We start from the raw sequence: 20,286 nt of genomic DNA on the forward strand, positions 1-20,286 counted from the left end.
TTTTTGCAGGTAGATGTAAGAAAGGGATAACATTGGCCTGCGAGATGAAGCTGGAGGATGTTTATGAGAGAACTTACTGATTTGAAAATGAAAGTATTGGATCTTTTGAATGAAGATGCACGGCGGTCTCCAGCGCTCCTGTCTACTCTCTTGGGTGTTGGAGAAGATGAAGTTAAAGCAGTAATCGCAGAGCTAGAGGAAGATCATGTTATTGTAAAATATGCTGCCGTTGTCAATTGGAGTAAGATTGAGGATGAAACGGTTACGGCACTGATTGAGGTGCAAATCACACCAGAGCGTGGACGTGGATTTGAAGGTATTGCGGAGCGAATTTATTTGTATCCACAGGTTAAATCCGTATATTTGATGTCAGGTGCTTATGATTTGTTGGTTGAAGTGGAAGGACGTAACCTGCGTGAGGTTGCTAATTTCGTTTCAGAGAAGCTCTCACCTATCGATTCTGTGTTATCGACGAAAACCAATTTTATATTAAAGAAATATAAACAAGACGGCATTATTTTTGAGGAACATGAAGAAGATAACCGTCTCATGATCTCACCGTAAAGGAAGATGTGTCATGAACGTGATGAATGAACAAACCAAGTCCCAAGACGTTAAGTCAATGAATTCTTATTTAGCTCCACGTGTTAGAGATATACCACCGTCTGGCATACGTAAATTTTTTGATTTAGCGAGCGGTAATAAAGATGTGATTACCCTTGGTGTAGGGGAACCGGATTTCGTTACCCCTTGGCATGTGCGTGAAGCCTGTGTATTTTCACTTGAGCGGGGGCGCACGGCTTATACATCGAATGCAGGGATGATTGAACTTCGGGAAGCGATTGCCTCATATTTATATGACAGTTTTGCAGTCTCTTACGATGCTAAGGATCAAATTCTAGTAACGGTAGGCGGTAGTGAAGCTATTGATTTGGCTTTAAGAGCCTGATCGCTCCTGGAGATGAAATTCTGATTCCTGAGCCTTGTTATGTTTCGTATTCTCCTATTACCTCAATTGGAGGCGGAGTTACGGTTGGTATCGAGACATTCGCAGAGGATGATTTCAAGCTTACTGCTGAAATGCTAGAAGCTAAGATTTCGCCTAAATCCAAAATACTGATTCTTTGTTATCCGAGTAATCCAACCGGTGCGATTATGACTTATGAAGATTGGCTTCCGATCGCTAAGGTTGTTGAGAAGCATGATTTAATTGTAATCGCAGATGAGATATACGCTGAGCTTACGTATGGACAGAAGCATGTAAGCTTTGCCTCTATACCTGGAATGATGGATCGGACAATTCTAGTAAGCGGCTTTTCCAAAGCTTTTGCAATGACTGGATGGCGTATGGGATACGCTTGTGCACATCCTGACCTCATCGCAGCCATGTATAAGATTCATCAATACACAGTAATGTGTGCACCGGTTATGGGCCAAGTCGCTGCTCTGGAAGCTCTCACGCCTACGGGGCTAGAAGAGAAGGATCGCATGATGGAATCGTATAATCAGCGTCGGCGTCTTATCGTTCAAGGGTTAGAGCAAATTGGACTTACTTGTCACGAGCCTAAAGGGGCGTTCTACGCTTTCCCAAGTATAGTGTCTACAGGGCTATCATCGAATGAATTTGCAGAACGTTTACTTCTAGAAGCTAAGGTAGCAGCTGTGCCAGGAACCGCATTTGGTTCTAGCGGAGAAGGGTTCCTTCGTTGTTCTTATGCGACTTCTGTAATTCAGTTAAATGAAGCATTGGATCGAATTGGGCAATTTGTGAATAAACTGAAAAATGGCTAATTTATGAATTATCTTGTTTTTTTGTGTTAATTGGAAAAATTTTCACTTTTATTTATTATTTTGTATGCTATAATTCTACTTTAGAAGCTAGATCAGAATCTTCAAGGAGGGAATGCCTTTGTTTTGTGCTGGATATGATTTACCTACGTACCGCGGTAGCTATACCGCCGAAGGCAGTAACCAAGGTAGATGGACAACCAAAACAGAAAATGCTGTAAAAAATATCTCCCTGGAAGATGAAATTTTGATGCTTCGTAAGAAGATGGAACAAATTTTTATGCAAGAACAATCCTTTACTTCTGAGATTGTCATTGAAATTAGTAGTCTTCTTGATCTGAAGATCAATGAATATATGAAATCAAATCCAAAGAAAAAATGCTAAATGATTTTGAATTGACCCCAGTAGGGGTCTTCTTTTTTTTCATGTGCTTGGTTATGATATATTGAATGTATCATACATAAGGGGGAACCGCGTTTGAAGCAATGGATGAAGCTGTTGATGGTGTTTGCGGTTGTATTACTAGTAGCGGGCTGCGGACAAGATGATGATAAACGGACGGTGTTTATGATCGACGAACATTCGGATCCGGTACAGGCATATAAGCAGATTGAGGACAAGATGCAAGATAAGCTTGGCACAACACTTAAAGTAGAGGTATCAGCGAGTCCAATGTACAATCCTCAGAAATTAATGGTAGAATACGCTGCTGGCGGTCATAGTATCGTTATTTTGCCTGAAGAGGATATGAAGAATTATGCCAAGCTAGGTGGACATTTGCCGCTTGATAAATATTTTGATCCTAAGAAATATCCAGATGGCGTGTTTGCTAGTAATGAGGTTAGAGATGACAAAACGGTAGATACTACAGAGCATTTATACGGTATCCCCGTTAAGCAAATGAAGCTTTTTATAGATGCTAAATATACGCCAGAGCAATTGTATGCGACGATTCCCGTTGCAGCGCCTTCGGTTGATGATGCAGTGAAGATGCTTAAAGCATTAACAGAATAAAAGATAGAGGTGGGTTTTACTCAGATGAAAGTATATACTCGTACAGGCGATAAGGGCGAAACATCTGTCATTGGTGGACGCGTGTTAAAAGACGATGATCAGGTAGAAGCCTACGGAACCATCGATGAACTAAATGGTTTTGTCGGACAGGCCATAAGTATGATGGATGATGAACATTTTGCAGACCTGAAAGCAGAGTTACTTGAAATCCAACATGAGCTGTTTGATTGCGGGGCTGATCTCGCATTTGTTACTTTAAGTGAAGGTAAATTTAAAGTGCATCCTGAGATGGTCGAAAGGTTGAACAGTGGATGGATATACATGAGGAAGGTAACCCAGCGCTTGAGAAGTTTATTCTTCCTGGAGGATCATTATTGTCGTCCACACTTCATGTATGCCGTACAGTTTGCCGCCGCGCCGAACGCCGGGTGGTTACGCTTGGTCAACATAAAGAAATTAACGCTGATGTGACACGTTATCTGAATCGCCTCTCAGACTACTTCTTTGTCATCGCTCGTACCGCCAATGTCCGTAGTGGAGTGGCTGATATTGAGTATGTTCGTAGTCAGAATGTATTTAGCAGCAAGAAGAAATGAGTAACTATTATGCACCAATCTCATACGTAGTTTCGGAGGCAGAAGATGGCTGGCTGCTCAAAACGGTATTAAATCGCAAACTAGGTGTCTCACGTAAGCTGCTCTCTCGTATTAAGCAAACGGAGAAAGGGGTCACTTTAAACGGTGAGCGCGTCTACATTAGCGTGTCTGTGACATGTGGAGATGTAGTGGAAATCCGCATGGAGCGCGAAGTGTCTGATGATATTTTGCCACAGCCTATTCCATTTGAAATTCTATATGAAGATGAACATATTCTAGTTGTGAACAAAGCTGCGGGTATTATCGTACACCCTACTCAAGGACATTACACGAACACATTGGCGAATGGCGTTGTGCATTATTGGGCGGAAAAAGGTGAACGATTTCGCTTCCGTGCCGTGCATCGGTTGGATCAAGAAACGTCGGGCGTACTGGTAATCGCCAAAAATCCTTATGTGCATCAGCACATTTCTGAGCAAATGGCGGAGAATAAAGTGGATAAAATATACAAGGCTTTTGTTCATGGAACGCCTTCTCCTCGGGAAGGGATCATGAATGGCCCTATTGATCGCGATCCTGATGAGCCACATCGCCGAATTGTAACGCCTGATGGGTATCCATCCGTGACGCATTATAAGTTGTTGCAGCGCTTCGTATCTGCTTCTTGTGTACAGCTGAAGCTGGAGACGGGCAGAACCCATCAGATCCGTGTGCATATGACAAGCCTTGGCTGTCCGCTTATTGGGGATACATTCTATAAACATCCACTCTATGCAACTAGCAATGATGGTAATGCTACTGAGCTGGAATCTATAGTGAAGCTAGATTGTCTAATTTCTAGGCAGGCACTACATGCTTCACAGCTATCTCTACAGCATCCCATTACGAAAGAAGAGATGACGTTCCTTGCCCCTCTTCCGGAAGATATGCGTCATTTGCAGGAGAAATTAAGCCCACTAGCTGAGGAATAGTATGGTAGATATCTATATCTAAAGAGAGATTTAATCAATAGGAACGGAGAAATCAGTATGAGTCATCTAAAAGTATATCAGTACCCTAAATGCAGCACATGTCGAAATGCTGTCAAATGGCTTCAGGCTCATGGACATGAGCTGGAGCTGCAACATATTGTGGAACAGCCTCCGCTAGCTGAAGAATTGTCAGAACTTATTGATAAGAGTGGACTGGAATTAAAGAAGTTTTTTAATACGAGCGGGGAAGTATACAAAGAATTAGGCCTTAAGGATAAGTTGCCCGGTATGAACCGTGACGAACAGATTCGTTTATTAGCATCGAACGGGAAGCTCATCAAGCGTCCTATAGTGACGGATGGTAAGCAGGTAACGGTAGGCTTTAAAGATGAACAATACCAGAATATTTGGGGATGAATTCCATCACCCAATCCTGCTACACGAATGTGCTATACTGGACGTATTCGTCGTTGATTGATGAGGACGAGTAACTGATAGACAAAGGGAGAGAATTAAATTGATATCTAATAATCAGCGACAATCGGTGATGCTGGTCGACGGAATGGCATTATTGTTTAGAGCTTATTTTGCTACGGCTTCTGGCGGTTATATTCGCAGAACGAAATCGGGAGTACCTACAAATGCGATTTACGGATTTATCCGTTACTTTTGGGATGCAGTGCAACGCTTTGAACCAAGCCATGTCGTGTGCTGTTGGGACTTGGGAGGGAAGACCTTCCGTGGAGATCATTTTGCCGCATATAAGGGAAACCGCCCACAAGCACCAGACGATCTAATTCCACAATTCTCATTAATTCTTGAGGTTATGGAGAGTTTGGGAGTTCCGAATATTAGCTCTGAAGGATACGAGGCAGACGATTGTATCGGTACGCTCTCTGATCAGTTTAGTCGTGATATGGATGTGTTGATTTTATCAGGTGACCATGATTTGTTGCAGCTTGTGAGCGACCGGACGACAGTCATCATGATGAAAAAGGGACATGGCAATTATAAAGTATATACTCCTAATTCCTTATACGAAGAGAGACAGCTCCTGCCACGTCAAATTATCGATGTTAAGGCTCTTATGGGAGACGCTAGTGACAATTATCCTGGTGTACGCGGAATCGGTGAGAAGACAGCTATGAAGCTTGTACAAGAATACAAATCCGTGGAGGGTATCCTTGAGAATTTGGATCAGTTGACAGCGAATGTACGCGGTAAAATTGAGGCTGACTTAGAGATGCTGCATGTTTCAAGGAAACTTGCCGAAATACATTGTAATGTACCCGTAGCTTGTGCACTGGATATATGTGAACTGGTACTTAACGAGGAACAGGTTATTTCCAAATTTGAAGAACTTGAAATGAAAAGTTTATATCAGTGGATGGGAGTTGCTTCAGTTTAATGCAAACACATGCACAGCGTTCTTGGGGTAAATGGGGGCTGAGGGTGCTGGCGATATTAACGTCAGTGTCCTTTTTGCTACTCTCGCAACCCGAGACATCCAAAGTATTTGCTGCGCCTAGTATTACAAACGAGGTCAAGAAGGTCGCTGTAGGCAGCCGAGCATATACCGTTCAAATACTCAATATTCCAAAAGGTACGCCAGTGACCGTAGGCTTAGCTAAAGGTCAAGTAGGTCAAACGCAGGATTTAAAATCTATTGTTAAAAAGTACAATGCTCAAGCAGCAATTAACGGAGCTTTCTTCGAAGCCTATCACGGTGTTCCAGACCCTTATGGTAATTTAATTATCAATAATAATATTGCTCATATTGGACGTTATGGTACAACGGTTGGTTTTAAGAAAGACGGAACAGTTCTAATGGATTCACTTTGGGTTGGTTTGACAGGCAAGGTGACGCCTACTGGTGGATCTTCTCAGGGTTGGTATGCAACTTTCATTAACCGCACACCTGCGGAAGGGTCAAATGTAAGTATCATATACAATTCGTACCGCGGAGATCGCGTTGGTTTCAAGGGAGGTACAGCCATAACCATACGTAATGGTATCGTTATGAATAGTGTTCCGAATCATAATGTTCTTATTCCGAAGGATGGATATGTGCTTGTATGTATGGGAACGGAACAATCCATGGCAAAACGTTTTGTGAATGGAGCAGCAGTAGAACTTAATGTTACATATGCGGATGATCATGGTAAAGCTCTGCCATGGGAGGATGTTGTAACCGCAGTAGGAGCTGGACCGCGCCTTGTTAAAGACGGAAGCGTCGCCCTTAATCCTGCAGCAGAAGGCTTTAAAGATCAAAAAATATTAACAAGTAGCGCGGCACGTAGCGGTATTGCTATTAAGGCAGATGGCTCAGTGATGATCGCAACCGTTTCGGGAGCCACGATGAAGGAATGGGCAGCCATTATGCAAAAAATGGGTGTAAAGCAGGCGATGAATTTGGATGGCGGGGCCTCCTCTGGTATGTTCGGATCAGGAAGAACGCTTACAAATCCAGGTAGATTACTTAGTAATACACTTGTTTTCGGAAGTAATGTAAATCCTTAATTTGAAAGAAAATCATTATAAATCATACATCTAGATTCAGGAGGGGTTTATTGTAATGAGTTTATTAGGAGCTATTGAAGCCGGCGGGACTAAATTTGTATGTGGAATTGGAAAAGAAGATGGAACCGTTCTGGAGCGAATCAGTTTTCCTACTACAACACCTGAAGAGACGATGGCGCAAGTCGTTTCGTTTTTTGAAGGTAAGGGTGTGGAGGCTATTGGAGCCGGTTCTTTTGGACCGATTGACCTGTGAAGGGAAGTCCGACCTATGGACGAATTACAACGACACCGAAGCCACATTGGAGCCAGTTTGATATGGTGGGTTACTTGCGCTCTCATTTTAATGTTCCTATTGAATTCGATACGGATGTAAACGGAGCTGCTCTTGGAGAATATACATGGGGAGCAGCTAAAGATGCGGATAGCTGTCTGTACATTACCGTAGGGACAGGTATCGGAGCTGGAGCCGTCGTTAATGGCGAGCTTGTACACGGATTATCTCATCCTGAGATGGGGCATATTATGGTTCGCCGTCATCCAAAAGATTCATATGAGGGAACCTGCCCATATCATGGCGACTGTCTTGAAGGTGTAGCAGCCGGTCCATCGCTATCCAGACGATGGGGAGTTCAGGGTGCTGAGCTTACGAAGGATCATCCTGCTTGGGAAATGGAAGCATACTATTTGGCACAGGCTTTGATGAATTATATTTTAATTCTTTCCCCACAAAAAATTGTGATGGGAGGCGGTGTTATGAAACAATTGCAACTGTTCCCGCTTATTCATTCGCAGTTGCAGCAGCTGCTTGGTGGATATCTTCAGCTTGATGAAACCAATGCTAACATTGCAGACTATATCGTTCCACCGCAGCTTGGAGATAATGCAGGTCTATGCGGAGCTTTGGCACTTGCTAAGAAGGCATTGGCAGAGGCATAAATGCGTCGTAAAAAGGCATTGACCGTTTTACAATATATGGTACAATTGAAGGCAACAGCATAATATCGTGGATTTGAGGAAGCACCTCTCTTTTAACAAAGAGAGGTGCTTTTTTTGTGTTGTGCTGTCCAATATGAAGGAGGTTAATTAAATGCAAATTGTATTTATGAATCGTCTTATGAAGGGAATTGGGTGTCCAGAGGAAGCGTACGCACAAGTGTGGATCGGAGAGGATGAGGGAGTATGGCAACTGCTGGAGAGATTTTCTAAGTGGAGATGATGTGCTTGATTCCAGCTGGTATGAAGGATCCTCATGGAATGAAATGTTATGTATTTACCGTCATGAGCTTGCTATTAAACTTGGGGAGGGATTTAGGCCTCTGATCGATGGTACATTTCATGAAGAGAATGAGTTAAAAGGGCGTAATCATGTGGCCCAGAGGCTGTATTGTTATAGCGAATTACATACGAATGAGGAATTATATGCTGAGCTGACCTCTTGGCGTCGTAAGAAGGCGGCCATCGAGCGCAAAGCCCCTTATTTTATAGGCAGCAATCGATTACTTCGTTTAATTAGTGCTTTTGTTCCTCAGTCTCTAGAGGAGCTGCTTCAACTGCCTGGATTTGGTGAGAGTAAAGCGGGTGAATACGGATCAGAAATCCTTGAAATTAGTTGTAGGTCAGAGCGGGAGAAGGGTTTTCCTTTAGATTGGGTGCCGCAGCAGGTGAGCAACGAAGAGTACATGGCGTGGTTATACAAGCAGAAAGAGCAGAAGTATAAGCATGATTTAGAGCAGTACAGGACGAGACGAATGATGCTCAGAGGTATTGCAGACGGGAAGAACCTGCTCCAGTTAGAGCAAGAATGTGAACTTTCACGACGAGACTTGCTAGAAATGATGGAGAATCTGGAGAAAGAGGGATATGATACTGAACCACTAATTATGTACGAGCTTCAGGAGATGTCAGAGGAAGAGCAGAAGCGGGTTTGGTCCGCGTACGAAGAGCTCGGTGATGGGTATTTGAAACCTGTGCTTCAGCAGGTATATGGTACGGATACAGTCTCAGGTGCAGCGATGGAGCTACTGTACGAACGTATCCGTCTGATCCGAATTCGGTTCCGTCGAAGTGTAGAGAGCAAGCAGAGCGTGGGATAAATAACCACAATGACATAAAAGGACGAAAGGCATACACGATGATTTGTGAGTGCTTTCCGTCCTTTAACTGTGGATTAATATGATATTTCGTTGTGTTCAGATCCAGTCCTTCTTGCGGAATACGAAGAACATACCGATCCCTAAAGATATCATTAAACCGATAATGGAGATGTATCCGTACTTCCAATGTAACTCAGGCATGTCATCAAAGTTCATTCCGTAAATGCCTGTAATGATCGTAAGAGGCATGAATATGGTGGTCATGGCTGTAAAGACTCTCATAATTTCATTCGCTCGATTAGCGATACTGGACTGATAAGCCTCACGTAAGTTACTCATTAGGTCGCGATAAGTTTCAAATGTTTCAGAAATTTTAACCGCATTCTCGTAAATATCACTAAAATATTTTTGCAGCTGATCATCGATCAGTCTGAGATCTTTTTTATTCAGTGTATTGATAACTTCCTTTTGTGGACCAAGAACCTTTTTCAGCCATAAAATCTCACTACGCAAGCCGATAATCTCGCTCAGGTGTGATTTTTTCGTATGCATCAGAATATCTTCTTCAAGCTTTTCAATTTTGGCCTCAATTCGATCACCGACAGTAAAATAGTTATCCACAACTAAGTCAACTAAAAGGTAAAGGAAACGGTCAGGTCCGCTAACTTCCTGCTCCCAGAGCATTGGTTTTAAGGAACGAATCTCATTAATTTTTTGATTTGTTACCGTAATAATAAAATGTCTTCCTAGAAAAATATTAAGGGCACGCAGGAATATTTCTTCGTCGTCAAAACGAATGCTATTGACCACAATAAAGTAATGGTTCTCATAAATTTCAATCTTCGGACGTTGCTCCTCATCACTTAGACAGTCTTCAACTGCCAGATCATGTAGGGAAAATAGAGGCTGCAACTCTGTCAAATCGTCGACATCGGCGTCGATCCAATAGAATCCGGCTTTTGGTGCTGATAGTGCGGTTTGAATATCATCGATAGGCTCAAATACGCCCTCGTTCACCAAGCGAATCTTCATATCATTTCACTCCTTCATCCTTTGCCGAATTCGTGTTCGGTAAGGAAATGCATTATTTATGCATAGGAAAGAAATCAGCTTTGCTGGTTCGAGGGAGACCCTGAGTATAAGCTACGGAGTTAGTGACTTTTGGCATGAAAATGTAGTCTTCCCTCGGCCGGCAAGCTGATGTTCAAACTATGCGGTTGTGTTTTCAGCTTCGGGCTCGGGTCGCCGTCCATCTTCATTCACCTCAGTCATTTCGGGTTTAAACACTTGTCTAGTATAACGCCGGATAATCGTCCTTACAAGAAAAAAAGTAGCGTTACATTTCCCCTTACAGCCTATGGTTTTTAATGGGAATGGGTGAATGGATTGCTGCTAATCGAGTCCAATATCTTGACGAAGAGTGGTGTAATGATTTAAAGTAATGAACAAGCAACAATAATCTAATTGAATACAGCGAATCTTATCAAGAGCAGGTGGAGGGACTAGCCCGATGAAACCCGGCAACCGGCGTGTGAACGCACGGTGCTAATTCTTGCAGGAGACGGCTTCTTTTATGTATGACTTAAAGAAGCTACCTGACAGATGAGAGAGGCGCATATATAAGTGCGATTATGACCTTTCTCTTTCAGTATGGGAAAGGTTATTTTTGTATACCTTTCTCTCCAAATTCTTGATGATTTCGCCGGCTTCATAACTTAAGGGAGTGTTGTTAACCATGCCGATTAAAATTCCAGATGCCTTACCGGCAAAAGAAGTCCTCACAGGAGAAAATATTTTCGTTATGGATGACAGCCATGCCTATCATCAGACATCCGCCCACTACGGATTGCCATTCTGAATTTAATGCCGACGAAAGAAACAACAGAAACTCAAATTTTACGACTGCTAGGAAACTCACCGATTCAGGTGGAAATTGTATTGCTTCATCCGGGTTCTCATACGTCGAAGAACACACCTGCCGAACATTTGGAATCATTCTATAAAACGTTCGAGGAGGTCAAACACCGCCGTTTCGATGGAATGATTATTACGGGTGCACCAGTGGAGCAATTAGATTTTGAAGAAGTGAATTACTGGCAAGAGCTTGAGGAAATTATGGATTGGACCAAAACGAATGTAACCTCGACAATGCATATTTGTTGGGCATCTCAAGCTGGACTGTATCATCATTATGGTGTTCCGAAATGGGATTTAGAGAAGAAATGCTTCGGTGTATTCCCCCATACCTTAAACCACAATAATGTGAAACTGCTTCGGGGCTTTGATGAAGTATTCTACGTACCTCAATCTCGTCATACAGAGTGTCGCCGCGAGGATATTGAACGCGTTGACGAACTGGAGATTTTATCGGAATCCGAAGAAGCTGGTGTATACCTTGTCGCTACGAAAGATGGCAAACAGATATTTGTAACGGGGCATTCCGAGTACGATCCAGAGTCGCTTAAGTGGGAATATGAACGAGACGTTAATAAAGGCATGGATATCGATATTCCAAAGCATTATTATCCACAAGATGATCCAAGCCGAGTGCCTCCAGCTGTCTGGCGCGCCCATGCAAACTTATTATTCGCTAATTGGCTCAATTACTATGTATATCAAGAGACACCATATGATATCGGAGAACATTTTGAGGTTTGGCCGCAAATCTAAAGCAATTACATGAATATTAAATGCAAATTCAGGGAGGATTTATGGACAAGAACACTCGTTTTAAAATTGAAAGTCGCTTAGCACAAATTGGCTCAATCGAAGAACCGGTAACAGGCGCTATTAATTTCCCCATTTATCAAGCAACAGCTTTTCGTCATCCTCAGCTTGGCAAGAGCACAGGTTTTGACTATGCCCGTACTCAAAATCCGACTCGTAAAGTGTTAGAGGAGGCAGCAGCAGAGCTAGAGTCTGGCGATGCGGGATTCGCTTGTAGCTCAGGAATGGCAGCACTACAAATTGTTTTCACTCTATTTGGTCAAGGTGATCATTTAATCGTTTCCCTCGATCTATATGGAGGTACATATCGACTATTAGAGCGTATACTTTCTAAATTCGGAGTTAGTGCTACTTATGTAGATACTAATAATTTAGATGAACTAGAACAATCCAGACGTCCAAACACCAAAGCGGTGTTTATTGAAACACCAACGAATCCACTCATGATGATTACGGATATTGAAGCCGTTTCGAATTGGGCACAACGTCACAACTTACTTACTATCGTAGATAATACACTGCTTACACCTTTCTTCCAGCGTCCACTAGAGCTAGGTGCTGATATTGTGGTCCATAGTGCTACCAAATATTTGGGTGGGCATAACGATGTGCTCGCGGGTCTAATTGTGACAAAAGGTACTGAATTGTCAGCAGAAATTGCTTTCCTTCATAACTCCATTGGTGCTGTCCTTGGACCAACAGACTCCTACCAATTAATGCGCGGCATGAAGACACTAGCACTTCGCATGGAACGCCATGAGAGTAACGCGACCGCAATCGCTAAATTCTTGCTTACGCATTCAGCGGTCGCAGAGGTATTCTATCCGGCGCTGCCAGACCATCCCGGGTATGAGATTCAGAATAAGCAGTCAAGCGGTAACACGGGTATTTTCTCTTTCAAAGTAAAGGATGCTCGTTATGTGGAACCTCTTCTACGTCATATCCGTCTGATTGCATTCGCAGAAAGCTTAGGCGGAGTAGAATCGTTAATGACATATCCAGCTGTACAAACGCATGCCGATATACCTGAAGAAATACGTCAGGCAGTTGGGGTTGATGATCGACTACTGCGCTTCTCAGTAGGTATCGAGCATGTAGATGATCTAATTGCAGATCTTGGCGGGGCACTGGATGCAGCAGTCGAGGAGATTGAAGGGGGAGCAAAACATGAGTAGCAGAAATGAACAGGATTCTAATCAAGAAGTAGAAAAATTAAAATTCGCGACAAGATTACTTCATTTCGGTTCTGAGATTGATCGTAATACAGGAGCTTCCAGTGTTCCAATCTATCAGGCTTCTACTTTCCATCATGAAGATGTTTTTAATCCACCACTATACGATTACAGTCGTTCTGGTAACCCAACAAGGCAGGCACTAGAGGATTATATTGCATTGCTTGAGGGTGGTGCACGTGGCTTGGCTTATTCCTCTGGTATGGCAGCGATCTCTAGCACATTCATGCTTCTGTCAGCTGGGGATCATATGATTGTAACCGAAGATGTATATGGCGGAACATACCGCTTACTAAGCAGCATATTAAGTAGGTTTGGAATTGAGAGTACATTTGTGGATATGACTGACTTGGAGCAAGTGAAGGCTGCGTTGAAATCAAATACCAAGGCTGTATATATGGAAACTCCATCCAATCCTACACTTAAAATAACGGACATTGCAGCGGTCACCAACTGGGCAAAAGAACATAACTTATTAACGATGCTCGACAATACCTTTATGACGCCTTATTACCAACGTCCGATTGAAATGGGTGTTGACATTGTTCTGCATAGTGCTACTAAATTTTTGGGTGGACATAGCGATGTACTAGCGGGACTAGCTGTAGCTCGCACAGAGAGTTTAGGAAGACAATTAAAAGTACTGCAAAACGGATTAGGAACGGTACTTGGTGTGCAGGACTGCTGGCTGTTGATGCGTGGTATGAAGACATTGCAGGCGCGTATGAGAGCTAGTGAAGAAAGTGCAGCGGTTCTAGCCGCATGGCTGTCAGGAAGAAAAGATATTACAGGTGTATATTACCCTGGTCTTATTGATCATCCTGGTAGAGAAATTCACGAGAAGCAATCCACTGGGTATGGTGCTGTGGTCTCATTTGATGTAGGTTCAGGAGAACGTGCTAAGCAGGTGCTGAACCGAGTGAAACTTCCGTTAGTTGCGGTTAGCTTAGGAGCAGTAGAGAGTATTTTATCTTATCCAGCAATGATGTCGCATGCGGCTATGCCACCTGAAGTGAGAAGTGCTCGCGGAATTACGGACGGTTTACTTCGCTTCTCTGTTGGACTTGAAGATATTGATGATCTTATTGCTGATTTAGATCAGGCATTTGCGATTTAATTCACATAGTATACAAAGTGTTAGACGCATATGTAACAAGTAACACAGCATCACTATTCATAGTGGTGCTGTGTTTGTGCCTAAATTATGTTAATATGGTTACGTTGGTTTCGAAATCAGGAAGACAATATATATACCAGCATAGTTGAAGGAGGCTGCGAAATATGAGTGCGGTAGACCGGATATTGGATAAAAGACTACGAGGCGAACGCCTTGATTTAGAAGATGGCGTACGATTATTTGAAAGTGATGAAATTGAGAAGTTAGGTCATGCGGCAAATATCATGATGCAACGGGTTCATCCGGACCCGATTACAACTTTTGTTATTGGACGTAATGTCAACTATACGAACGTGTGTGATACATTCTGTACATTCTGTGCTTTTTACCGTATTCCAGGTTCAAGTGAAGGGTATTTACTCCCTGACGAAGTGATTTTCCAGAAAATCAAAGAAACTGAAGATGTCGGTGGTACTGAAATATTGATGCAAGGTGGAACGAATCCTACTTGCCGTTCAATTACTATACAGACTTACTCCGTAATATTAAGCTTCGCTTCCCAAATATAACGATGCATTCATTCTCACCAGCTGAGATTCGTAAAATGCAGGAGGTTTCAGGTCTGTCGCTTGAGCAAGTAGTACGTGAGCTTCGCGAAGCAGGTCTTGACTCCCTTCCTGGCGGCGGTGCAGAGATTCTAGATGACCGTATCCGTAAACAAATCAGTCGTCACAAGGGAACTTGGCGCGATTGGATGGATGTTATGCAGATGGCACATAAAGTGGGTCTGAACACTAGTGCGACGATGGTTATCGGTTTTGGTGAAACGATGGAAGAGCGTGCGTTACATATGCTTCGCATCCGTGATGCGCAGGATCAATGTATCGAGAATAAATATGATTCCAAAGGTTTCTTAGCCTTTATTCCGTTCACATTCCAGCCTGATAACACAGGTCTTAAACGTGAACGCGAAACGCCAGAAGCTTACCTTAAAACAGTAGCAATCGGCCGACTTATGCTTGATAACGTTCCGCACTTACAGTCTTCGTGGGTTACCATGGGACCTGAAGTGGGTAAATTATCACTAAGCTATGGTTGCAATGATTTTGGTAGCACCATGATGGAAGAGAATGTGGTTTCTTCTGCTGGAGCTGTCCATAAAGTGAATATCAATTCAATTCTCGAGTTGATTCGTGAAGCCGGTAAAATTCCAGCCCAACGTAATACTCGTTACGATATTCTTAAGGTATTTAAAGATGGAACACAAGTAGAGCGCGATTTCGTTATGCAGAACTAATTCTATTTTTTTTTTTGTGATAAGCGGGGTCCCAAAAGCCACCCCGAAAGTTTCCAAGGTCTAAAGGGAATGTCTCATTCGTAGAAAATCTACGTACGGGACATTCCCTTTTTATAATTGAGAAATGTTAGCCTGTTTTCCATGAACCCCTTCCGTATATCCCTTCCTCATCAACATATACTTAAGGAGTGATACAGAAAGGAGTGATCTCCATGGAGCTGTTCTGCATTTCAGTACAAACAGCCACCCCGCTTGAGGTGGAGCGTTATAAACAACTTGTGAGTGCCACAAATCAAGATTTACATAGAACGTTCAAGACGTTGAAGACTCGATGTACAGTTCATGAGGAGCGTTCCGTCTGGTTTTGCAGTATAGATGATACACGAGTATTGCAGTCAGATGGTCTTCGGGCTATTTATCATATGGCTGCCGAAGCTGTAGGTTCGTTTATTTTGGAAGCAAAAGAACAGCAACTTGTTGAACATATGCTTGATGATCACTTTGACTTCTCAGATCCGAAGGAAACTGGAAAAATTGTAGCTCATTGTATGCAGATGTTGGTAAAGGGTTCACCTAAGCCTAATGAATCATGGAATCGCCGTTTGAGGTTAATAACGAAGAGTTTAACGGAATGCCTAGAAGGGAATTCGCAGCTAAACGTAGAGGGTTTCCTGACTTTTCGCATGAAGGAATACGGTACAGAGCTTCGTGAAATTGTAGAATATGCGGTTGACGAATTCTTGATGGATCGGCAATATGAAGAATTCGTCGGTCTTCTCAAATATTTTGTATATTTTCAGGAACCAAAGGTGCCTTTAGTTCATATCGTTCATAAGGGCGGACAGGAATTAATGTTGCTTGATGAACACATGAATACGCTGGAGTACAGACATGAAGAAGGGTTAATTATCGAACGGCTGGATCAGCAGGATATGGCTATGGAAGATGCTGTCGTGAGCACTCTTATTTCCATTTCACCCGCTAAAGTGATTATTCACACTCGAGAACCACAAATGCCCGTCATCATGACGCTGCTACAGATCTTCGATGAACGTATTGAAATATGTGGTTATTGCCCAGACTGTAATTCCTATTTCAGAGAAACGGGTAAGATTTGACTTGACGTTCCTGAGAGAGGGACTTATAATAACTCATAATTCGTCAAAAGCTTTGACAAAGACATGATCCAAAGATTCGGACAGTACAGAGAGAGGAAACATGTGGCTGTAAGTTCCTCCTGATTCCACCTTTGGTTTACCCCTTTGTAGCTGCGTTTTTGAAACCTGTTCATTGTATGATGAGTTAGGACAGTAAGAATCGCCGGATCATTACCGTTATCTAATGCTGATGAAGGATATGCTACTATGCTTGCGGTGCTATAATTTGCAAGTGGTACGCAATATTGAATTTGGGTGGAACCACGGGTGATAACACTCGTCCTTACCAGGGATGAGTGTTTTTTTGTGTCTATTGTTGCAGAATGTGAACGAAGAGCGTATACAAGGGAGGAATCATCAACATGGCAGTTAATATTAAATTACCAGATGGATCACAAAGGGAATATGCGGAAGGAAGTACTATAGAGGACGTAGCCGCATCCATTAGCAGTGGACTGAGAAAGAATGCAGCCGCAGGGAAAATGAACGGTGTCGTGGTGGATCTGAATTCGAAGCTTGAAGAAGGTGCATTAATAGAGATCGTTACTCTGGATTCTCCAGAAGGTCTAGAAGTTATGCGTCATAGTACAGCTCATCTTATGGCACAGGCGGTTAAGCGCTTGTTCGGAGCAAATGAAGTTAAACTCGGCGTAGGACCTGTCATTGAAGATGGTTTTTATTATGACATGGACTTAGAGCACCCTCTTAATCCTGAAGATTTGCAAAAGATTGAGAAGGAAATGGAACGCATTATTAACGAAAATTTGCCAATCACACGTAAAGAAGTTAGCCGCGCAGAGGCACTAGCCTTATTTACTGAAATGGCTGATCCATATAAAATTGAATTGATTGAAGCTCTACCAGAGGATAGTGTTATCTCCCTCTACGAGCAAGGTGAGTTTGTCGACTTATGCCGTGGACCGCATTTACCTTCTACATCTAAGATTAAAGTATTCAAACTGATGAACGTAGCGGGTGCATACTGGCGGGGGGACAGCAAGAATAAAATGCTGCAACGCATTTATGGTACTGCATTTATGAAGAAGGATCAGCTTGCTGAGCATCTGCATCTTCTGGAAGAAGCTAAGAAACGTGATCACCGTAAATTAGGTAAAGAGCTTGAAATTTTCACTTTCTCTCAGCTTGTTGGACAAGGCTTACCCATGTGGTTACCTAAAGGTGCTAAGCTACGTCGTACATTAGAACGTTATATCGTGGACCTTGAAGAAAGCTTGGGATATCAGCATGTGTACACACCTGTACTTGGTAATGTGGAGTTGTACAAGACATCTGGACACTGGGAGCACTACCAAGATGATATGTTCCCGAAAATGGTACTGGATAACGAAGAACTAGTGCTTCGTCCGATGAACTGCCCGCATCACATGATGGTCTATAAGAGTGACATGCACAGCTACCGCGATCTTCCGATCCGTATTGCTGAGCTTGGCATGCAGCACCGTTATGAAATGTCTGGTGCATTAACAGGCTTACATCGTGTACGTGCAATGACACTGAATGATTCCCATATCTTCTGTCGTCCGGATCAAATTAAAGAAGAATTCATGCGTGTTATCCAGCTCATCACTAAGGTGTATGATGACTTTGGTATTAAAGATTTCCGTTTCCGTTTGTCCTATCGTGATCCAGCAGATACAGAGAAGTATTTCCCGAATGACGCGATGTGGGAAATGTCTCAGCGTATGCTGCGTGAAGTTGTGGAAGAAGCCGGTATCCCATTCTTCGAAGCCGAAGGCGAAGCTGCCTTTTACGGTCCGAAATTGGACGTGCAGATCCGTACTGCATTAGGCAAGGAAGAAACATTGTCTACTGTACAATTGGACTTTTTGCTTCCTGAACGTTTTGAGCTTGAGTACGTAGGTGATGATGGACAGAAGCACCGTCCAGTCGTTATTCACCGAGGCATCTTGGGTACAATGGAACGTTTTACTGCCTTCTTGCTTGAGAATTTTGCAGGTGCCTTGCCACTATGGCTTTCTCCAGTACAAGTTAAAGTGATTCCAGTTTCTACTGCGTTTGAAGATTACGCTAAGCAAGTTGCAGAGAAACTGCAGTTAGCAGGTATTGCCGTTGAAGCTGATTTACGCAATGAGAAGATGGGCTATAAGATCCGTGAAGGACAATTGGAAAAGATTCCATATATGTTCATTATCGGTGAGAACGAAATGAATGATTCCAGCGTGTCTATCCGTAAACGCGGCGAAGGCGATATTGGTGCAGTTAAGTTAGATGAAGCTGTATCACGCCTTAGACAAGAAATTTCAGAGCATGTTATTTTTTAAATAACGCTGCTTAAATAAGGTTTAATGCTAGTAAATAAATCCTCTGCAGAAGTGACGGTGTTCACTTCACATGTATAAATGATTGGTCATATGGACATCCTCGCTAGTAAGGGGGAGGTATAAATATGATTCAATCTAAAACATGGCAGAGGATTTTATTATGGGTGTTTCTTTTCGGTATGGTTATTCTCATAGGGAAACAACCGACTTTACATGCATCAGCGTCATCGTTTACTTCGGTGCTAACATATGGCAGTCAAGGGGATAAGGCTGTAAATACGATGGCAAGTGCGCAACAGGATTATGCAATGAAGCCTTTGAAATATGCGCTAAGTCCTGTAATGTTTAAGATTTCAGAAAAGAAGAAGTCAGAGACGGTTCAGAGTTCTGATTTTGTTATGAAAGCCGCACCCAAGTATATGATTAATACAGTCAAGCCTAAAGCAGCAGTGAAAGACCCGCGGAAAACCTATGGCCCATCAGTATCGGTTATTGCTCCGAACCATACTCAGGTCATTCGGACTGTAAAAGTGATGGCAACTGGCTACACAGCGGGATACGAATCGACAGGCAAACGCCCCACACATCCGCAGTATGGTATCACCTATTCCGGTGTGAAGGTTCGTCGAGACAAGAATCAAGTGTCCACGATTGCAGCAGATCCGAAGTATTTCCCACTCGGAACGATTTTGTATATCCCGGGATATGGTTATGGTGTAGTTGCCGATACAGGTTCAGCTATTAAAGGACATAAGATTGACTTGTATTTTGCCACGACCAAGCAGGTGTTTAAAGAATGGGGCAAAAAAGAGGTTGAAGTGCTTGTTGTTAAGCATGGTAACGGCAAATGCGATGAGAAGCTTATAAAGACTTTAGGAAAAGCTATTCAAACCTATAAGACACTTCCATCTGAATTATTGGAAAAGGTCATTTAAATAAAGCCTGCTCCTCCCTTTCGATATTGAATGGGCGGGGGCAGGCTTTTTCTTTCAACATACTGTATAGATTTAAGCCAATGATCACATAATACGGACTGGGGGAAGAAGCACCCCGCTTCAAGTTTGCCAAATTGCCAAGCTTAAAGGGAGGTGAATCCACATGCCAAAACAAAAGAAAGTACAGGACAACTACTCAACTCCGAATGAAAAGTACAATGAAGAATTTGGTGAAGAGAATTCTGCAACCAATGCTAGCTCGAATGGAAGCGCGAAGGCTCAAAACTACAAAACACCGGATGAGAAGTTCAATGCTGAATTTCAAGAAAAAAACTCCGGGTCCAACAAATAATAAAGTTCTATAAACAAAAATGTCCGCCTATTGGCGGGCATTTTTGTGTGTACATAATCCATAAAAATCCATTTGTCTCCGTCTCTAGACCGAGGACGAAATCCATCCCGCGCCGCTGTTTAAAGCGTAGCTTTGTATTGTACACTGAACGTAACAATGAAAGTAGCTAAAGGGGAGTAGACG

16 protein-coding genes, 5 pseudogenes and 1 riboswitch are annotated in these 20,286 nt (G+C 42.8%); of the genes and pseudogenes, 20 read left to right on the top strand and 1 reads right to left on the bottom strand.

What is annotated here, in order from left to right; all coding sequences use genetic code 11:
* The first annotated feature begins 63 nt into the window (after positions 1-63).
* From JCM16418_RS00645 to JCM16418_RS00695, 12 genes and pseudogenes are all read left to right on the top strand, one after another.
* Entirely contained in the window at positions 64-564 is a 501-nt protein-coding gene (locus JCM16418_RS00645) for an Lrp/AsnC family transcriptional regulator (RefSeq protein ID WP_036645196.1), read from the top strand.
* A 22-nt stretch (positions 565-586) separates the two neighbouring features.
* Positions 587-1,791: pseudogene (locus tag JCM16418_RS00650) on the top strand (aminotransferase class I/II-fold pyridoxal phosphate-dependent enzyme).
* Between the two features lie 118 nt (positions 1,792-1,909).
* The gene (locus JCM16418_RS00655; protein ID WP_036645198.1) at positions 1,910-2,173 is read left to right on the top strand and encodes an aspartyl-phosphate phosphatase Spo0E family protein; all 264 of its coding nucleotides are present in this window, start codon (positions 1,910-1,912) and stop codon (positions 2,171-2,173) included.
* A 93-nt stretch (positions 2,174-2,266) separates the two neighbouring features.
* The gene (locus JCM16418_RS00660; protein ID WP_052019952.1) at positions 2,267-2,803 is read left to right on the top strand and encodes a type 2 periplasmic-binding domain-containing protein; all 537 of its coding nucleotides are present in this window, start codon (positions 2,267-2,269) and stop codon (positions 2,801-2,803) included.
* Positions 2,804-2,827: 24 nt separating this feature from the next.
* Positions 2,828-3,399 (top strand): annotated as a pseudogene (locus JCM16418_RS00665) (cob(I)yrinic acid a,c-diamide adenosyltransferase).
* Entirely contained in the window at positions 3,396-4,370 is a 975-nt protein-coding gene (locus tag JCM16418_RS00670) for an RluA family pseudouridine synthase (RefSeq protein ID WP_036645200.1), read from the top strand. The pseudogene JCM16418_RS00665 and the gene JCM16418_RS00670 overlap by 4 nt, the downstream one beginning before the upstream one ends.
* A gap of 57 nt (positions 4,371-4,427) precedes the next feature.
* Positions 4,428-4,787, top strand: a complete 360-nt coding sequence (locus JCM16418_RS00675; protein ID WP_036645202.1) for an arsenate reductase family protein — start codon at positions 4,428-4,430, stop codon at positions 4,785-4,787.
* A gap of 130 nt (positions 4,788-4,917) precedes the next feature.
* On the top strand, positions 4,918-5,778 hold the full coding sequence (locus JCM16418_RS00680) for a 5'-3' exonuclease (protein WP_036646016.1): 861 nt from the start codon (positions 4,918-4,920) through the stop codon (positions 5,776-5,778).
* Positions 5,778-6,890: a phosphodiester glycosidase family protein gene (locus tag JCM16418_RS00685; protein ID WP_036645205.1), complete on the top strand. Its 1,113-nt coding sequence runs from the start codon at positions 5,778-5,780 to the stop codon at positions 6,888-6,890. Before JCM16418_RS00680 ends, JCM16418_RS00685 begins: the two co-directional genes overlap by 1 nt.
* 55 nt (positions 6,891-6,945) lie before the next feature.
* Positions 6,946-7,826: pseudogene (locus JCM16418_RS00690) on the top strand (ROK family protein).
* Between the two features lie 151 nt (positions 7,827-7,977).
* Positions 7,978-8,106, top strand: a complete 129-nt coding sequence (locus JCM16418_RS26535) for a hypothetical protein (RefSeq protein ID WP_306304732.1) — start codon at positions 7,978-7,980, stop codon at positions 8,104-8,106.
* Position 8,107: 1 nt separating this feature from the next.
* A complete protein-coding gene (locus JCM16418_RS00695) occupies positions 8,108-8,983 on the top strand; it encodes an HRDC domain-containing protein (RefSeq protein ID WP_306304733.1) in 876 nt (291 codons plus the stop codon).
* 96 nt (positions 8,984-9,079) lie between these two features.
* Here JCM16418_RS00695 and corA read toward each other — a convergent pair whose 3' ends face one another.
* On the bottom strand, positions 9,080-10,015 hold the full coding sequence (gene corA / locus JCM16418_RS00700; protein ID WP_036645208.1) for a magnesium/cobalt transporter CorA: 936 nt from the start codon (positions 10,013-10,015) through the stop codon (positions 9,080-9,082).
* Between the two features lie 445 nt (positions 10,016-10,460).
* Positions 10,461-10,592: riboswitch (SAM riboswitch) on the top strand.
* Between the two features lie 126 nt (positions 10,593-10,718).
* Here corA and metA point away from each other — a divergent pair.
* The 8 genes and pseudogenes from metA (at position 10,719) to JCM16418_RS00740 (ending at position 20,103) form a co-directional block, all read left to right on the top strand.
* Positions 10,719-11,653, top strand: a pseudogene (metA, locus tag JCM16418_RS00705) (homoserine O-acetyltransferase MetA).
* A gap of 41 nt (positions 11,654-11,694) precedes the next feature.
* Entirely contained in the window at positions 11,695-12,885 is a 1,191-nt protein-coding gene (locus tag JCM16418_RS00710; protein ID WP_036645211.1) for a PLP-dependent transferase, read from the top strand.
* Positions 12,878-14,059 (top strand): aminotransferase class I/II-fold pyridoxal phosphate-dependent enzyme, encoded by a 1,182-nt coding sequence (locus JCM16418_RS00715; RefSeq protein WP_036645214.1) that lies wholly within the window; start codon positions 12,878-12,880, stop codon positions 14,057-14,059. The genes JCM16418_RS00710 and JCM16418_RS00715 overlap by 8 nt, the downstream gene beginning before the upstream one ends.
* Before the next feature lie 164 nt (positions 14,060-14,223).
* Positions 14,224-15,356, top strand: a pseudogene (gene mqnC / locus JCM16418_RS00720) (cyclic dehypoxanthinyl futalosine synthase).
* A gap of 212 nt (positions 15,357-15,568) precedes the next feature.
* Positions 15,569-16,474 carry a putative sporulation protein YtxC gene (gene ytxC, locus JCM16418_RS00725; protein ID WP_036645216.1) on the top strand — a complete coding sequence of 302 codons (906 nt, stop codon included), beginning with the start codon at positions 15,569-15,571 and terminating at the stop codon, positions 16,472-16,474.
* Between the two features lie 401 nt (positions 16,475-16,875).
* Positions 16,876-18,816, top strand: coding sequence for a threonine--tRNA ligase (gene thrS / locus JCM16418_RS00730; RefSeq protein WP_036645218.1), 1,941 nt, complete (start codon positions 16,876-16,878; stop codon positions 18,814-18,816).
* Between the two features lie 419 nt (positions 18,817-19,235).
* Complete coding sequence (locus JCM16418_RS00735) at positions 19,236-19,751, top strand: 3D domain-containing protein (protein ID WP_242403695.1); 516 nt, start codon at positions 19,236-19,238, stop codon at positions 19,749-19,751.
* A gap of 163 nt (positions 19,752-19,914) precedes the next feature.
* Positions 19,915-20,103: a hypothetical protein gene (locus JCM16418_RS00740; protein WP_036645222.1), complete on the top strand. Its 189-nt coding sequence runs from the start codon at positions 19,915-19,917 to the stop codon at positions 20,101-20,103.
* The last annotated feature ends 183 nt before the right edge of the window (positions 20,104-20,286 follow it).

Origin of the sequence: Paenibacillus pini JCM 16418, assembly GCF_000576305.1 — a bacterium.
Taxonomy (GTDB): Bacteria; Bacillota; Bacilli; order Paenibacillales; family Paenibacillaceae; genus Paenibacillus_AQ; species Paenibacillus_AQ pini.

Bases quoted from the DNA above. Each gene is read 5' to 3' on its own strand.
- JCM16418_RS00645 (WP_036645196.1), top strand. From the start codon at position 64: ATGAGAGAACTTACTGATTTGAAAATGAAAGTATTGGATCTTTTGAAT.
- JCM16418_RS00670 (WP_036645200.1), top strand. From the start codon at position 3,396: ATGAGTAACTATTATGCACCAATCTCATACGTAGTTTCGGAGGCAGAA.
- JCM16418_RS00675 (WP_036645202.1), top strand. From the start codon at position 4,428: ATGAGTCATCTAAAAGTATATCAGTACCCTAAATGCAGCACATGTCGA.
- JCM16418_RS00680 (WP_036646016.1), top strand. From the start codon at position 4,918: ATGCTGGTCGACGGAATGGCATTATTGTTTAGAGCTTATTTTGCTACG.
- JCM16418_RS00685 (WP_036645205.1), top strand. From the start codon at position 5,778: ATGCAAACACATGCACAGCGTTCTTGGGGTAAATGGGGGCTGAGGGTG.
- JCM16418_RS26535 (WP_306304732.1), top strand. From the start codon at position 7,978: ATGCAAATTGTATTTATGAATCGTCTTATGAAGGGAATTGGGTGTCCA.
- corA (WP_036645208.1), bottom strand. From the start codon at position 10,015: ATGAAGATTCGCTTGGTGAACGAGGGCGTATTTGAGCCTATCGATGAT.
- JCM16418_RS00710 (WP_036645211.1), top strand. From the start codon at position 11,695: ATGGACAAGAACACTCGTTTTAAAATTGAAAGTCGCTTAGCACAAATT.
- JCM16418_RS00715 (WP_036645214.1), top strand. From the start codon at position 12,878: ATGAGTAGCAGAAATGAACAGGATTCTAATCAAGAAGTAGAAAAATTA.
- ytxC (WP_036645216.1), top strand. From the start codon at position 15,569: ATGGAGCTGTTCTGCATTTCAGTACAAACAGCCACCCCGCTTGAGGTG.
- thrS (WP_036645218.1), top strand. From the start codon at position 16,876: ATGGCAGTTAATATTAAATTACCAGATGGATCACAAAGGGAATATGCG.
- JCM16418_RS00735 (WP_242403695.1), top strand. From the start codon at position 19,236: ATGATTAATACAGTCAAGCCTAAAGCAGCAGTGAAAGACCCGCGGAAA.
- JCM16418_RS00740 (WP_036645222.1), top strand. From the start codon at position 19,915: ATGCCAAAACAAAAGAAAGTACAGGACAACTACTCAACTCCGAATGAA.